Source organism: Bacillus tuaregi, from assembly GCF_900104575.1.
GTDB lineage: Bacteria > Bacillota > Bacilli > Bacillales > Cytobacillaceae > Bacillus_BD > Bacillus_BD tuaregi.
Map to the genome: position 1 here is coordinate 3,235,383 of NZ_LT629731.1, position 16,783 is coordinate 3,252,165.

The 16,783-nt window shown below is 38.0% G+C and carries 15 protein-coding genes and 1 other annotated feature; all 15 genes read right to left on the bottom strand.

Annotated features, from left to right (window positions below; translation table 11 throughout):
• Positions 1-78: 78 nt before the first annotated feature.
• The 15 genes from rpoD to yqfC all read right to left on the bottom strand — a co-directional run bounded on the left by rpoD (position 79) and on the right by yqfC (position 16,706).
• Entirely contained in the window at positions 79-1,203 is a 1,125-nt protein-coding gene (gene rpoD / locus BQ5321_RS18000; RefSeq protein ID WP_071395799.1) for an RNA polymerase sigma factor RpoD, read from the bottom strand.
• 33 nt (positions 1,204-1,236) lie between these two features.
• Complete coding sequence (dnaG, locus tag BQ5321_RS18005; protein ID WP_071395800.1) at positions 1,237-3,045, bottom strand: DNA primase; 1,809 nt, start codon at positions 3,043-3,045, stop codon at positions 1,237-1,239.
• Between the two features lie 592 nt (positions 3,046-3,637).
• A complete protein-coding gene (locus BQ5321_RS18010) occupies positions 3,638-4,456 on the bottom strand; it encodes a pyruvate, water dikinase regulatory protein (protein WP_071395801.1) in 819 nt (272 codons plus the stop codon).
• 43 nt (positions 4,457-4,499) lie between these two features.
• Positions 4,500-5,123, bottom strand: a complete 624-nt coding sequence (locus BQ5321_RS18015; RefSeq protein ID WP_071395802.1) for a transcriptional regulator CcpN — start codon at positions 5,121-5,123, stop codon at positions 4,500-4,502.
• A gap of 203 nt (positions 5,124-5,326) precedes the next feature.
• The gene (gene glyS, locus BQ5321_RS18020; protein WP_084786852.1) at positions 5,327-7,399 is read right to left on the bottom strand and encodes a glycine--tRNA ligase subunit beta; all 2,073 of its coding nucleotides are present in this window, start codon (positions 7,397-7,399) and stop codon (positions 5,327-5,329) included.
• Positions 7,392-8,282, bottom strand: a complete 891-nt coding sequence (gene glyQ, locus BQ5321_RS18025; RefSeq protein ID WP_071395803.1) for a glycine--tRNA ligase subunit alpha — start codon at positions 8,280-8,282, stop codon at positions 7,392-7,394. Before glyQ ends, glyS begins: the two co-directional genes overlap by 8 nt.
• Positions 8,283-8,346: 64 nt before the next feature.
• Positions 8,347-8,537: a binding site (T-box leader), on the bottom strand.
• A 41-nt stretch (positions 8,538-8,578) separates the two neighbouring features.
• Positions 8,579-9,331: a DNA repair protein RecO gene (gene recO, locus BQ5321_RS18030; RefSeq protein ID WP_071395804.1), complete on the bottom strand. Its 753-nt coding sequence runs from the start codon at positions 9,329-9,331 to the stop codon at positions 8,579-8,581.
• A 29-nt stretch (positions 9,332-9,360) separates the two neighbouring features.
• Complete coding sequence (locus BQ5321_RS18035; RefSeq protein WP_071395805.1) at positions 9,361-9,504, bottom strand: YqzL family protein; 144 nt, start codon at positions 9,502-9,504, stop codon at positions 9,361-9,363.
• A gap of 168 nt (positions 9,505-9,672) precedes the next feature.
• Positions 9,673-10,593, bottom strand: coding sequence for a GTPase Era (gene era / locus BQ5321_RS18040; RefSeq protein ID WP_071395806.1), 921 nt, complete (start codon positions 10,591-10,593; stop codon positions 9,673-9,675).
• Between the two features lie 343 nt (positions 10,594-10,936).
• Entirely contained in the window at positions 10,937-11,311 is a 375-nt protein-coding gene (locus BQ5321_RS18045) for a diacylglycerol kinase family protein (protein ID WP_071395807.1), read from the bottom strand.
• The gene (gene ybeY, locus BQ5321_RS18050; protein ID WP_071395808.1) at positions 11,289-11,759 is read right to left on the bottom strand and encodes an rRNA maturation RNase YbeY; all 471 of its coding nucleotides are present in this window, start codon (positions 11,757-11,759) and stop codon (positions 11,289-11,291) included. Before ybeY ends, BQ5321_RS18045 begins: the two co-directional genes overlap by 23 nt.
• Positions 11,756-13,861 (bottom strand): HD family phosphohydrolase, encoded by a 2,106-nt coding sequence (locus BQ5321_RS18055; protein ID WP_234978424.1) that lies wholly within the window; start codon positions 13,859-13,861, stop codon positions 11,756-11,758. Before BQ5321_RS18055 ends, ybeY begins: the two co-directional genes overlap by 4 nt.
• A gap of 296 nt (positions 13,862-14,157) precedes the next feature.
• A complete protein-coding gene (locus BQ5321_RS18060) occupies positions 14,158-15,117 on the bottom strand; it encodes a PhoH family protein (RefSeq protein ID WP_071395810.1) in 960 nt (319 codons plus the stop codon).
• Entirely contained in the window at positions 15,114-16,307 is a 1,194-nt protein-coding gene (yqfD, locus tag BQ5321_RS18065) for a sporulation protein YqfD (RefSeq protein WP_071395811.1), read from the bottom strand. The genes BQ5321_RS18060 and yqfD overlap by 4 nt, the downstream gene beginning before the upstream one ends.
• 114 nt (positions 16,308-16,421) lie before the next feature.
• The gene (yqfC, locus tag BQ5321_RS18070; RefSeq protein ID WP_071395812.1) at positions 16,422-16,706 is read right to left on the bottom strand and encodes a sporulation protein YqfC; all 285 of its coding nucleotides are present in this window, start codon (positions 16,704-16,706) and stop codon (positions 16,422-16,424) included.
• Positions 16,707-16,783: the final 77 nt, after the last annotated feature.

Below are 16,783 nucleotides of genomic sequence, written 5' to 3' on the forward strand. Positions count from 1 at the left end.
CCTATTTCTGTAACAAATACTTTAAGCAAAAAAAATAGTTCACCTCTATTGTAAGAAGTAAACTATTTTATGGCTAGCCTATTCTAAAAAGTCTTTCAATCTTTTGCTTCTGCTAGGATGTCTCAGTTTCCTTAGAGCCTTTGCTTCAATTTGACGAATACGTTCACGTGTTACACCAAATACTTTTCCAACTTCCTCAAGCGTACGTGTTCGCCCATCATCAAGGCCGAAACGAAGTCGCAATACATTTTCTTCACGATCAGTCAACGTATCTAGCACATCTTCCAGCTGTTCTTTTAATAATTCATATGCTGCATGCTCCGATGGAGAAGTTGCCTCATGATCTTCAATGAAATCTCCAAGATGTGAATCATCCTCTTCACCAATTGGTGTTTCAAGTGAAACGGGCTCTTGAGCAATTTTTAAAATTTCTCTTACCTTTTCTGGAGGTAAATCCATATCTTCACCAATTTCTTCCGGTGTCGGTTCGCGCCCTAAGTCCTGTAATAGCTGTCTTTGTACACGAACAAGCTTATTGATGGTTTCCACCATATGAACTGGAATACGAATGGTTCTTGCTTGGTCAGCAATTGCTCTCGTGATTGCTTGACGAATCCACCAGGTGGCATACGTACTGAATTTAAAGCCTTTACGATAATCAAATTTCTCAACGGCTTTAATTAGACCCATGTTGCCTTCCTGGATCAGATCTAAAAACAGCATTCCACGACCAACATATCTTTTGGCAATACTCACAACAAGACGAAGATTCGCTTCAGCCAATCGTCTCTTTGCTTCTTCATCACCCTGTTCAATTCGTAAGGCAAGGTTTACTTCTTCCTCAGCGGAAAGAAGATCCACACGACCAATTTCTTTAAGATACATACGTACAGGGTCATTTATTTTAACTCCAGGGGGAACACTTAAGTCATTTAAATCAAATTCCTCTTCATTTTTTGACAATTCCTTAATATTAGGGTCTTCTTCTTCACTATCGCCAACTAGTTCAACCCCATTGTCACCAAGGAGCTCATAAAATTCATCCATTTGATGGGAATCTAGTTCAAAGGTAGCTAATTTTTCCGCAATATCATCATAGGCAAGGACACCTGTCTTTTTTCCTAATAATGTTAACTGTTCTTTCACCTGCTCTAGGGTCAATTCTGATTCAACCTCTTTTGAACGAGCCGATTTTTCAGCCATTTGTCCCCCTCCTTCCAAAAATCAAAGAAACCATTATAAAGTTTTACGAATTTGTTGAATCTCTGCTAAGAGAGCGACAGCCTTTTGGATATCCTTTTGACGGTCTGCTTCTCGCAGTTCTGCCTCTTTTTCCTTTATCTTTAACACTTTTTGATATTTCAACACCTGTTTGATATAATCATTTAATTCCTGATCTGATATTTCTTCATTTATTGGCATCATTTCAATATCGACAACGATTCTCCTCAGTTTCTCATCATGAATATAATCCAAAAACGAATTAAAATCAGGCTGATGATTTTTTTCATAAAAACCATATAAATAAGTTATGATGGCCTGGTGTTCATCAATATTAAAGGCTTTGCCCTCCATCAGCTCTTGTACCTTATAGGTCACATCAATATCCCGCAGCATATGTGCAATCAAAAATCTTTCTGCATTATGATATGCCGGCTTGATTCGTTCTACTTTTCTTGGAATAACCGACGGATTTTGTACCGGTGGATTTTGATGCCTCTGAACTTGGTGGCTATTCTTCGAATATTGCCTTTCCTGCTCTTTTAACGCCTCAAGTGATAAATTAAATTCATCTGCTAGCTGGCGTAAATAAAGGTCTTTTTCCACAGCCTTCTCAAGACGGCTGATTTCCTGTAATACTTTTTCTATATAAAGGAGTCGATCTCCTTCATTTTGTAGATTTTTCCCTTTACGATAGTAGAGCATTTTAAAGCTCATAAAGGTCATACTTGAATGAATGATATCTTGACGAAATTTTTCTGCTCCATAGCTTTTCACATATTCATCAGGATCCATTCCATCTGGCATTACGGCAACACTCACCTGCAAGTTGGCATCGTGCAGCATTTTTCCAGCTCGAAAGGCAGCCTCAATTCCTGCGGAATCAGAGTCATAGCAAAGGGTTACAGTTTGCACATTTTTCTTTAGAATCGATACGTGCTCTTCTGTTAAAGATGTTCCCATTGTGGCTATGCCGTTTTCAACGCCAGAACGATCAGCAGCAATAACATCTGCAAACCCCTCGAATAAGATGGCCTGTTGCAACTTTCTCATTGTCGGTCTTGCCAAATGATAGTTGTATAAAATTTTACTTTTATTGAAGATTGCTGTTTCGGGACTATTTAAATATTTGGGCGACTGTGCCCCTAAGGCTCTCCCGGAAAAAGCAATCGTTTCTCCATTTCTGTCAAAAATAGGAAACATAATTCGATTCCGAAACCGATCGAAATAGCTTCCATCCTGCTCTCTTTTAATAATCAAGCCTGCCTTTTCCATTAATGTAGGTTGAAAGTTTTTATTGGTTAAGAATTTTACATCAAAATCCCAAGAATCGAGAGAATAACCAATTTGAAACTTATCAATGGAATCGGAGGTAAAGCCTCGCTCAAGCAAATATTCTAATGCATGCTGACCTTCCTTTGTGTTTACAAGCAAATGATGATAAAATTTACGTAATAAATTATGAGCTTCAATCATTTGCCTTGCTTCGTCGGAAAGTGTATTAGGTTTGCTTAAAGTAGATATGCTCATTCCAAGATCAATATTCGCATTTTGTGCCAGTTTTATTGCTGCTTCCTGGAAGGAAAGGCCTTCAATCTGCATTAAAAAAGAAAACACATTACCTCCTGCACCGCAGCCAAAGCAATGATAGACTTGTTTTTCAACTGAAACGGAAAATGATGGAGAGTTTTCATTATGAAAAGGACATAGACCGGTATAATTTCGACCCTGCTTTTTTAACTGTACAAATTCACTGATGACATCCACAATATCTGATGCCTGCCTAATCTGATTAAGCGTTTCTTCGGCAATCCGATCTGACATGTGAACACCTCCGTTTACTTTATGAGGTATTCGTCAAAAATTATTAAATTCCTGCAATTTTAGACAAAATCTTCGATAATTCTTTAATAAATCTCATCATTCCTCATATTATTAGGTTTCAGACCTTTTCCATAAATAATCTTCTCCGAATCTCTACAGATCAATACCTCATATTTATAGCTGTAGGAATGAAGCATTTCTATCCCTTTTTACATCAGTTATTTCGACAATTTCCTTTTAAACGGGACAAGAACAGCGGCAGCCAAAATAATTGGTTTACCTAATGTACTAATTATTCTACATCACTCCGCATATTCCTTCTTTATAGGAATAACTTTTCAATTAAGCGCTTGTCGAATTTTTTATAGCAGTAGACTTGACTTCTCACTTTAAATAGTTTATTCCTTGAAGTGAAAGTCTAAACCTAAATTACCTACATTTTTATCACAATTTTTTATTATAGTATAAAACCTTGATATTTGCATTAGTTTTTTTAAAAAAATAAAAAAACAACATATATTTCTTGAAACTTCAGGCATTTCGCATAATATAACATACTAATAAAAAAAGAATAGCACATAAGGAATATGCGCTATCCAGTAGTCAGATTTTTTTGATATATATTATGAATAATATTAGCTGTCTCTTCTACCGCTTTATTGGTTACATCAATAACTGGACAACCAATCCGCTCTACAAGTTTTTCAAAGTATTGTAATTCTTCGTTAATCCGCTCTACTTTAGCATAGGTTGCATCATCATTTAGTCCTAATGTGCGCAATCGTTCTCTACGAATCCCGTTTAATTTTTCCGGACTAATCTTTAAACCAAAGCATTTCTTTGGAGATATGGTAAATAATTCATCTGGAGGGTCCACTTCTGGAACAATCGGTACATTTGCCACTTTTATTCTTCTGTGGGCTAAAAATTGAGATAGAGGCGTCTTTGAAGTCCTTGAAACACCAATGAGGACTAGATCAGCCTTTATAATTCCTCTAGGATCTCGACCATCGTCATACTTTACAGCAAACTCAATTGCTTCCACCTTTTTAAAATACTCCTCATCCAGCTTATGAATGAGACCAGGTTCAAATAAAGGTGCCTTCCCAGTCAAGACCTGTATCTGGTCAATGAGAGGACCAATTATATCATAGGCTACAATCCCAGCTTTGGCAGCAGCCTCTCGCATATACTGTCGTATTTCCGGTCTGACAAGGGTAAAAACGATCATTCCGTCCTCATATTTGGTTAATGAAATCACTTCGTCTACATTTGTTTCATCCTCAACAAATGGAAATCGCTTTATTATGATATCACTGCCGTCGAATTGGCTTAAAGCTGCTTTAGTGACGAGTTCAGCCGTTTCTCCCACTGAGTCGGATACCACATAGATGACCGGCATTTTGCTCATCCATTACTCATCCCTTCTTTATATCAGTCAAGCATAGTATTTCCTACCTATCCTCAGCTAAAGCAACTAAAGCCTTGGCAATATTTGTTTTCGTAATTCTACCGATTACTTCAAAACCTTTGTCAACTTCTCTCACAACAGGCATAGCATCAATCTGTTTTTCAATTAACTTTTTTGCAATATCAATTAATAGGTCTTCACGGAAACACATTGTAATATTAGGCATTCTTGTCATAATGATATTAACAGGCAGGCTTGATAATTCCTGCTTTCCAAGACTTGCTCTCAATAAGTCCTTCCTCGACAATACTCCAACTAGCATTGAATGCTGATCCACCACAAAAAGTGTCCCTACATCCTCTAAAAACATCGTTACAATCGCATCATAGACGGAAACACCTTCATTGATGACAACCGGAATAGATTGATAATCCTTCACATATAACTTTTGTAAATTTTCCGTTAGAAGCTGGACACCAGTCTTTCCAGTATAAAAATATCCTACACGGGGTCTTGCATCTAAATAACCCGCCATAGTCAAAATGGCAAGATCTGGTCTTAAGGTTGCCCTTGTTAGATTAAGCTGATCTGCAATATTTTCTCCTGTAATCGGTCCATTTTCTTTAACGATTTCTAATATTTGTTCTTGACGCTTATTAAGTTCTATTGTTCACACCACCTATCATGCCCAGTTAATCCATAATAATGCTATACTATTACATAATTATTATATACTATTTTCCAGAAATGAAAAGTCACTCTCTGCTTTATCATTATAGGTTTTAGCAATCAGATTATGTAAAAAGACAAAAAGAGCCAAATTCAACAGGCCCTCTTGTCTTTTATTGTGGAAAAAATACGTTTTCTTTATTACTTCACAATGATTTGATTCACATTAGCAAACTTATTAATCAGCTGTGCAAGCATCCCCATTTGGCTAAGACGATTTAGTTTTACCGCTTCATCCTCTGCCATAACCATCGTATGATCAAAGTATTGATTGATTTCAGGTCGCATAGAGACAAGTGCAGTAAAATAATCTGCCTCTGTCATACTACTACTTGCCAATTGAGCCTTAACTTCCTCATATTTCTCATACAATTTGTGCTCTTCATTGTTCTCAAACAGATTCTTTTGAATCTCACTAATTACCTCAGCCTTTGCAGCAATATTTAATACCCTGCTTAATGCTTCAATATTTTCTTTAAAATCAGCCTCTACTCTCATTTCTTCGAGCACTTGTGCTCTTCTAACAAGCGAGCTTATTACACCAATATGACTTCCTAATACAGCATCAATTAAATCATAGCGGATTCCTTTTTCCTGCAGCAGATGCTTTAAGCGTAGTTTAAAGAAAGCCATTAATTCCTGTTTAATATCCTCAGGTGCTCCTTTTAATACTCCTTCTGCCTCTAGTAACGATAATGATTGTAATAGAATTTCTTCTAGCTCAATCTGCCATTCTTTTTGTAGCAATATTTGCACAACACCTGTTGCCTGTCGTCTTAATGCATAAGGATCCTGAGAACCGCTTGGTATTTGGCCAATGGCAAAAAAGGAAGTAATCGTATCGACTTTTTCTGCAACAGACAAAACAGCTCCAACCTCCGTGGATGGTACCTGATCATCCGCGTTACGTGGCATATAATGCTCGTTAATGGCCAGTGAGACTTCCTCTGACTCTCCTTTTTGACGAGCATATTTCTCGCCCATGTAACCTTGTAATTCAGGGAACTCATAGACCATATTGGTAACTAAGTCAAATTTGCAAATCTCAGCGGCACGGTCAGCGTTTTCTTTTTGCTCAGCTGCATAATGAAGCTTATCACTAAGCAGATTAGTCAAACGTCTTACTCTTGCCACCTTATCTGCCAATGTGCCAATTTCTTCATGATAGACAATTGATTTCAATTTAGTTAAGGCTTGATCAATTGGCATTTTTTGATCTTCACGATAGAAAAAGTCTGCATCAGAAAGCCTTGCCCGCAATACTTTTTCATTTCCTCTTGCCACATTCTCTAGGAACTCTTCTCCGCCATTTCGCACTGTAACAAAGTATGGCAGAAGCTCTCCCGTTTTTGCTTTAACTGGAAAATAACGCTGATGCTCCTTCATGGAAGTAATGAGTACTTCCTCAGGCAATTCGAGGAACTCCTCTTCAAATTTTCCGAATAACGCTGTCGGATATTCTACAAGGTTATTAACTTCCTCAAGCAAATCTTGGTCAACCGGAATATCCCAGCCGTTTTCTTCTTCCAGTTTTTTCAGCTGTTCAAGAATCATTTGCTTTCGTTTTTGCGGGTCTGCAATGACAAATTGCTTAGCCAAATCTTGTTCATAATTTGCAGGCTCGAAAAATTCGAGTTCAGTACCAAGAAAACGATGACCTTGACTTTGACGCCCAGTTTCCACATTAGTGATGGTAAAAGGAATCACCTCTTGACCAAATAAGGCAGCAAGCCATTTGATTGGTCTAATATAGCGAAGATCATTATCTGCCCAGCGCATATTTTTAGGGAAGTTCAGACTGGTCACTAGGTCTTTCAATTCTGGTAGTAAAGCAAAGGTTTCCTGACCTTCAATAAACTTTTTAACATGTGCATACTCTACACCATTTATTTCTTTGAAGTAAATATCATCAACAGTCATACCTTGCCCTCGGCTAAAGCCAATGGCAGCCTTCGACCATTCACCCGCTTCATTTAAGGCAATCTTTTTCGCCGGACCCTTTGCCTCCTCATGAATATCCGCCTGCGCTTGGGCTACATCCTTTACTAGAACGGTTATACGGCGCGGCGTCGAGAATGCTTTCAGCTCACGATATTGTATTTGCTTTGCTTCAAGCCATGATTGAACCTTCTCTGCCAGCTGATTCATTGAATTCGTCACAAAACGGGCAGGCATTTCTTCTAAACCAATTTCAAGCAAAATATCTTTAGTCACGACTCTTTTCCTCCTTTGCCTTTAAGATTGGGAAACCAAGCTTTTCTCTTTCCTCATAAAACGTTTTAGCAATTTTACGAGCAAGGCTACGGCAGCGTGCCAAGTAACCAGTTCTTTCGGTAACGGAAATCGCACCTCTTGCATCCAGCAAATTAAATGTATGTGAGCATTTTAGTACATAATCATACGCCGGATGTACAAGTCCCTCTTCCATTTGTCGATGTGCTTCTTTCTCATAAATATTAAATAGGTTAAACAGCATCTCTTGATCAGATGTTTCAAAAGTATATTTTGAATGCTCATATTCAGGCTGACCAAATATGTCTCGAACGGTAAAACCATCTGTCCACTCAAGGTCGAATACATTTTCCTTATCTTGTATGTAGGATGCAAGACGTTCAATACCATACGTAATTTCAACAGAAACAGGCTTACATTCCAAACCCCCTACCTGCTGGAAGTAGGTAAATTGAGTGATTTCCATCCCGTCAAGCCAAACCTCCCAGCCTAGTCCAGCACATCCAAGCGATGGATTTTCCCAGTTATCCTCTACAAAGCGAATATCATGCTTTAATGGATCAATGCCAAGCGCCTGTAAAGACTCTAAATAGAGTTCTTGAATATTGTCGGGTGATGGCTTCATTATGACTTGAAATTGATGATGCTGATACAGACGGTTAGGATTTTCGCCATATCGACCATCTGCCGGACGACGAGATGGTTCCACATAGGCCACATTCCAAGGCTCAGGACCAATCGCCCGCAGAAATGTGTAAGGGCTCATCGTTCCTGCTCCTTTTTCTGTGTCATATGCCTGCATTAAGATACACCCTTGTTCAGACCAATGCTTTTGCAACGTTAGAATCATGTTTTGAATATTCATTGGACACCTCCAAAATATTTTTCTTTCCCAACACAAAAAACTCTCGTCTCTATGCTGGAAATAGCATAGGGACGAGAGTTTTACCCGCGGTTCCACCCTATTTGCTCACCATTGGTAAGCCACTTTTATTAGTGTCAAAAGACACGTTATGTTGCTCAGGAACGCCCTTCCTTAACCTTCTATATCCGGCTTTCACTGTCCCGAATTCGCTTCAATAGAGGAGAGTTAAGTACTCCTTTCCTTCACTGCAACTTATATAAGATGATTTTCTACCATGAATCATAGCGGAAACAGAATTAGTTGTCAACTTTCAGGGAGTCAAGCTGGTCAAGAAATTTTTTTGATTTCAAATACAAACCAGAATATTCATCATAATAACTATCAATGACTCTCTTTAGCTCAACTTTTGTTTCAGACTTAATTGAAATATTGCCAAGCCGACTGATGTCAATACAATAAAAAGTAAAGAGAAGCTTCACTGTTGCAGGTGAAATTTTCAGATGATAGGGATCCTTATTAAGACAGCGGTGACAGAGGATACCGCCTTCTCTAATTGAAAAGGAAAACCTACCTTCATTGCTGCCACAAATGACACAGTGATTTAAGGTTGGATAAAGCCCTAAGCTGTTCAGCATTTTCATTTCATAGATATTCTTAATAATATCCGCATCATAGCCTTCATTGATAAAATTTAAGGCTTGATACAGCAGTTCAAATAGATATGGGTTTGTTTTCTTCTCCTCTGTACACTTATCGGTTAATTCAACAATATAACTAGCATAGGCAGTTAGAAATATATCCTCTTTAATTGCACGTAAAGAGGCAATCATCTCCCCCTGCTGCAGACTTCCCAAACCATGACCCTTCTGCACTAAAAAATACCCATATGTAAAAGGCTGAGTGATGGCAGCCAGCCTGCTTTTGGGTTTCTTAGCTCCGTTTGCCATCACGCCAAATTTTCCCCATTCACGAGTATAAAGTGTGACAATTTTATTTGTTTCACCATAATCAGTTGTTCGAAGGACAATCCCTTCGCATTTTTGCAACATCTGTACACCATCCCAATTAGGAGGCAAACTTACATAATTGGAAAATCTAATTCAATTAGCTCATCGTCCTGACTTACGGGTATTTCTTGATTCTCCTTTTCCAATTCCTTAAAAAGAAGATATGTGTCAATATTACCTGTTTGCGAAAACACCTTCCAAGTAAAATCTAACATTGAAAACCCACCTTTCCATTGTTGGACTAGCTATTATTTATTCCAATCCTTATCTATATATTTGCCTGTCTTTCGAATATCATAAGTCGAAAATTTTGTTAAATATAACATGGATAATCGATGGAACCAATGATCACTCCAGTGAAGGTGATTTATTCAGCTTTGCTGTTAATATTCATCTTCCCTAAAGCCATAATCCCTCAGCTGTGAGGCTTTGTTACGCCAGTCCTTTTGAACCTTTACCCATAGCTCCAAAAACACCTTTGAGCCGAGTAAATTCTCAATATCACCTCTTGCGCGTTTTCCGATTTCCTTCAGCATCTTACCCTGTTTTCCAATGATGATGCCCTTTTGCGAATCTCGTTCAATAATGATTGTTGCCATCACATGCACTAAATCTTGGTCTTGTTTTCGCTCCATTTTCTCAATAACAACAGCGAGGGAGTGAGGAATCTCTTCTCTCGTGAGATGGAGAGCTTTTTCCCTAATCAGTTCTGCCACAATAAATCTTTCCGGGTGGTCTGTCACTTGATCGGCCGGATAATACATTGGTCCCTCAGGAAGATAATTCTTAACCTGTGTTAATAAGGTTTCAACATTATTTCCTTCAAGAGCAGAAATTGGAATAATTTCTGCAAATTGGTATTTTTCCTTATAGGATTCAATCACCGTTAATAGCTTGTCAGGATGGATACGATCAATTTTATTAATGATTAAGAATATGGGCGTTTTAATCGATTGGAATTTCTCTAAAATAAATTCTTCTCCCCTGCCATACCCTTCCTCGGCATTTACCATAAAAAGAATTAAGTCTACTTCTTTTAATGTATTTTGAGCTACCTTCATCATAAAATCGCCTAGCTTGTGCTTTGGCTTATGAATTCCTGGAGTATCAATAAAGATGTATTGTGTATCATTCGTTGTTAATACTCCTTGAACTTTATTTCTCGTTGTCTGCGGCTTATCACTCATAATGGCGATTTTTTGCCCGATAACACGATTAATAAATGTGGATTTACCTACATTGGGTCTACCAATAATGGATATAAACCCTGATTTAAATACTGGTTCTTTTATTTCTTTATTCATTTAAGTCCTCCGAAGAAAATGCTCCTGGCAACCGTTCTTTAACAGTTAATTGCAGGATATCTTCATTTAAATTTGTGAGTATAAAATTTCGAATCGTTATATATGTTTTATTCCGTGCTTTATTTCATTTCTGCAATTAATTCTTCACTCTTCTCCTTCTTCACCTTTATCAATCATATATTTGATGACCACCGCTTCTTATTATTTTACCCCATTCTTATTAAAATTTCATTGCTTATCAGGAATTCGTTATTAATTAATTTGAATTTTCTAATAATATCTCTATTGCTTTTTTCATACAAAAAAACGCAGGCTGCAAAGGACAAATGCGCCTTTACCTACGTTAGAACATTTTTGGTAAAAAAATAATACAACCGATTAGCACAGAAATCAAGGCGTAGATTAACACCGCTCCAGCTGCAATATCTTTAGCTTGTTTGGCAAGTGGGTGGTATTCTTCAGTGATAAGGTCGACTACTCTTTCAACAGCCGTATTCATCAGCTCAAACGAAAGCATGCCACCGATAGCCAAAACAATGACTAACCACTCAAAGCTAGAGATTTCATATAGAAATCCAAGTACGGTAACGGACAGTGCCACTGTCAGATGAATTTTCAGATTTCGTTCTCTTATTAAAGAATGAAAAATTCCTTCAATGGCAAAACCAAATGACCGCATAAGTCCCCCTCTTCGTCTACCGTTGTAGCCCGAATTCATCTAGGATATCCTTTTGTCTTGAAAACATTTTTTTCTCATCTTCCACTGTTTCATGATCATATCCTAACAGATGCAAAAATCCGTGGACGGCAAGAAAACCAAGCTCTCTGATAAAAGAATGTCCATATTCATCGGCCTGCTCTCTTGCCTTCGCTAATGAAATAATAATATCGCCTAAGACCCGCGGCATATCGCCTCCAACTAATGGTATTTCCCCTTCACCGAGCTCTTCCATAGCAAAGGAAATAACATCTGTCGGACGATCCTTATCTCTATATTCCCGGTTAATCTGCTGTATCCGATCATTTGTGACAAAGGTGACAGATAACTCACTATTTTCTTCGACCGCTTCCTTATTGGCAGCAAAAAATAGTAGCTTCTCAAGCCTTTCTAGGTCCTCTGCTGTCAGTTCATTTGTTTCGTCAATAAAATCAATCATTATACTCATGCATGCTTCACCTTCTGCTTTGACATTTCTGGATATTCGATCCGCGAATGGAAAATCCCTTTAAGAGTTTCACATAGCGCATTAGCGACCTTATCCAATTCTTTTAGTGTAATATCACATTCATTAAACTGATTATCCTGAAGTCTGTCAGCAATAATCTTTCTTACGAGTTCTTCAATTTGTTCTGGCGTCGGCTGTGTCATCGACCGAACCGCCGCTTCAACACTATCGGCAATCCCCACAATGGCTGATTCCTTCGTTTGTGCTTTCGGTCCCGGATATCGGTATTCCTCCTCATTCACCTCTGCACCACTTTGCTTCACCTTATGATAAAAATACTTTAACAGTGTTGTACCATGGTGCTGCTCTGCAATATCAACGATTTCCCTTGGCATACGATGGGACCTCAGCATTTCAGCTCCATCTGTGGCATGAGCAATAATGATATTTTTACTCATATTAGGCGGTATACGGTCATGTGGGTTTTCAATATTCAATTGATTTTCAATAAAAAACTGTGGCCTTTTTGTTTTACCAATATCGTGATAATAGGCCCCTACCCTTGCGAGTAATCCATTCGCACCAATGGTTTCACAAGCACTTTCAGCTAGATTTGCCACCATTACACTATGATGATAGGTTCCAGGTGTTTCCGTAAGGATTTTCTTTAATAATGGATGATTCGGATTAGAAAGCTCAATCAGTCTCATCGTTGACAGAATACCAAACCCAGCTTCAAAGAACGGCAGGAGACCGATTGTTAATACAGCAGAGAAAATACCTGATATTAGACCGATCACAACCGTAATCATATATTCCTGAAGATCATACTGTGCATTTCTTAAAAACACAAGCGATAAAATCACAACGACATTGGCTGCCGCTACAAATAACCCTGCCTTAAAAATATTTGAGCGACGTTGATTGCTTAAAAATAAAATACCTGCTAAACCGCTGCATAGAATATAGATACCAACTGACACATGCAACGAGCCGGTTACTCCTTCATTGAACATAATACTCCCACAAATAGCCATAATCATCGTAAAAATGATCGCCAGTTTCTCATCGATTAAAATTTTCATCAGCAATGCACCCACAGCTGCTGGGAAGATAAAGGCAATATCGGCAATATCGAGAGCATAAAGGAAACTAATTGTTTTCATGAGAAAGATTGACAAAAGGAAAATCAAGCTGAATAGCAACAAATAGGTTTGCTTTTGCTCCTTTTTCACCTCCAAATTATAAAAATAAAAATATAATACTGTTAAACAGACCATAATAAGTAAAGCTAAACCGATAAAAGGTTCTTTCGACCGATCATTATCAAGCATCCCGGCAAGCTCTAATTGTCGGTACACATCACGATTTATTAATTGGTTTTCTTCAACAATAATTTGACCTTCCAGTATTTTTACCGGTTCAACATTTTCGACAGCCTGCTGACGCATTTCTTCGGTTGCTTCCGGATCATAAAACTCATTTGGAATAATTGCATACCTTCCTAACTGGATGGCTGCATTTTTTAAATCAAGATTTAAATCTGTATATTTTAATTCCTCTTCTACCTTCTTCTTAGCATTTTCCACTTCATGTGTGGGAATGCGATTGTTCATAATCATATTTATCGCCGTGATAGCCAGATCCCTGGCAATCATTAACTCATCCTTTGAAGATACAACCAGACTGGTTAAGACGGAATCCGGAATATCCTTCGTCACATCTACGGTTAATTTTTCCTTCAACAGCTTTAATTTTTCTTCTTTAGATGGGAGGGTTTCATTCTCAAAGAGACCCTCTTTCTGCTTCTTTTTTATGTCATTATTAACCTCTGTAGCAGCGTCAAAGATTGATGATATCAAATCAATACGGTTCTCTGAGATGGATTTATTTAATACGTAGACATCCTGAACCTGTTCTTCGGCATCTTTTCTTTTCGCTGCAGTACTTTCTTTGTCCTCAATCGTTATCGGCGAGCGAATGGTTTGATTTGCAATTGAAAACAAACGAATATCCAGCTTCTCAGGCTTCACATTGCTATACATAGATATATAAAGGACAATGCCAAGTAATACAAATAAGAGGATCCGGAAAAACTTCATATTCAAAAGCCTTCTAATTTTCGATAAGTGCTGCTGCATCGTTTCTCTATTCCTCCTCTAAAACATTACTTTAACGGTACGCTAATCCATTATTATCTATGACTATGTAAAAATGATAACAGTTTTTGACTCCTCTTTCATCCTTTTCTAATAAAACAAGTCCGATAAAAATGGAATTATTAGTTATTTTATCCATTATTATCTTTTCATAAGCTTTATTCCTTATTTTATTACATTAATGGGAAAAATTGCCGCTCGGTATTCCGAACGGCAAGTTAGTACAAAGAATGAACAGCTTATTCTTTCGTTTCATATGCTTGAATGATTTTTGCAACTAGAGGATGACGGACAACATCACTTTGCTCAAGATAAATAAATCGAAGACCTTGAACATCATGAAGTACCTCCTCAGCAATTTTTAATCCAGATGTTACTCCCTTAGGTAAATCAATCTGTGTTTTGTCACCAGTAATAACCATTTTTGAACCAAATCCTAGTCTAGTTAAAAACATCTTCATTTGAGCCATGGTTGTGTTTTGGGCTTCATCTAAAATCACATAAGCATCATCAAGGGTTCTTCCCCTCATATAAGCAAGAGGAGCAATTTCAATTATCCCACGCTCCATTAACCGCTGAGTATGCTCTGTGCCAAGAATATCATGTAACGCGTCATACAACGGTCTTAAATAAGGGTCAACCTTCTCTTTTAAATCACCTGGTAAAAAACCCAAGCTTTCTCCAGCCTCTACAGCCGGTCGAGTTAAAATGATCCTTTTCACCTGTCCGCTTTTTAAGGCAGTCACTGCCATCACAACAGCTAAATAGGTCTTTCCTGTTCCGGCAGGACCAATCCCAAAGACTAAATCATTTTTCTTCATGGCTGAAATATAATGTCGCTGCCCAATCGTCTTAACTCGAATTGATTTTCCCTTCGCGTTTTTGGCAATTTCTTCTTCAAATAAATCCTTAAAATAGTCGAGTGTTCCCTTTTTTGCCATTTGAATGGCATATATGACATCCCGCCCGCTGATGCTGATTCCTTTTCTAATCACATATAATAATGCTTCGAGAATATCGCTAACTAGTTCTACATGTTCAAGATCACCAGAGACATACACTGTTTCTCCTCTAGTAATAATAGACACATTAAGCTCCTGCTCGAGCACCTTAAGATTCGCATCTGCATTACCAATTAAGGCGATTGCTTCATTTGAATTCTTTAATTGAACATTCATCGTTTTTAAATCTTCTGTCATTCTGACTCTCCTTGGATAATTGGTTGTCCTTCTGCTATATTTTCGATAATTTGGAAATGTATTGATAAGGTTACTTTACCATTGTCTAATGATTGACGCAAAATTTTTTCTCCTTTTATCTTAGCATCCTCAGATAAGCGGTTTTTTATATCAAGCTTAGCCATTTCTTTTGCCACTCGAAAGGCTTCTTCCTTTGAATATATCCTTGTCTCAACTTCTCTATCACGATGGGTTTCATGAACAAATGAAAGCGGAAGCTTCCATTTTAAAAATTGAATGTTTTTTTCATTTGTTTCTGTTTCATATTCCTTAAACTCGACCTTGCCAAATCCCCAAAGCGGAATTTTCACATCAGCAGCTTTTAAATAGTATTTCCGTTTTTCATTTCCATTGAAAACTTGAAACGTACTTTTTAATGGCAATTCAACATCAGAACGATACCACGTTTCCCCCCAGATTTCTCCTCTAGCAGGGACTTGTACATTCTGGCCTTCTTTTCCAATCAATCCCGAAACAAGCAGCTGGCCTGCATCCACGCTATCATGAATATTAACTACAGCCTGGCCTTCTTCAACGAACATGTCAACAATCACGGCCTTTTTTTTCGCAACCAGATTTTGTGGACTTAAATATTCAGGCTGTTTCGGCTCATTTTTCTCTACAACCTGAAGATGATAGGTTGTCCCTTGTAATTCAACACCAACCCAGGTAATTTCCTCTACATTGTTTGTTAATTGACGCTGTATCGCTTCGACATTCTCAACAAATAGTTGAAGTCTGCCAACCTTCACACCCATTTTATCCAGTTCCTTATGAATTTTATATTCTGTTGCTGGGTCAGCACCTTTTACCTGGATGCCCCAAATCATATTCGATAAGAGCAGAATGATAAAAATGAATAAAATGGCACCTACAAGAAACCCACTGTTATGGAGGAGCCTTTTCAACAGGAAAGGAAATCCTTCCCGTTTAAAGAAGGATACTTTCAAGCCGCTGCCTCTGACATACTTCCTAAATTCCTTCACATCGGTTAATTTGATTTTAAATGTAATCGATTCAACACCTTGACGCCTTACATGCCAAATATTCAAACCGTTACGGGTTAATGTGTTTAATAATCGTTCAAGACCCTTGCCGCTTATTTTTACTGTGATGATTCCAGAAAAGAAAATGATCCATCGGTTCTTCATGCCTGTCCTCCCCCAAATTTACTTGCGATAAAGGAGGCACTTGACAGGTGCCTCTACTGGACCCACAGGATGCGGGTAATACTGACATCGTCACAGGATGCAAGTTCGTAGTCCTTATTCATGCAAATATATCACTTGGTCTATTTTTCCTTCTAGCAGGATTTCTTCGGGCATTATGGCTTTAATGACAAATGCTTTCCCTTTTATTAATAGCTGCCCCTGTTTTAAAAGCAGTCTAAGCTCATTATCTGAAAAGGTAATTAAACCACGATGGTTTTCAATATAGATATGTATATGTCCAATCATCGTAATCCGGGGTAGATCCATCATGACATCCTGAGGAAGCTCCATATTTTTAGTCACCCAATTGCGGAGGTATTGTCCCCACTTTTTCGCCATAAAAAAAAGAACCCCCTTTCATCTCATATGTATGAAATGAAACAGAGTTCTAGCACCATTTTTTGTCTCCAGGCTTG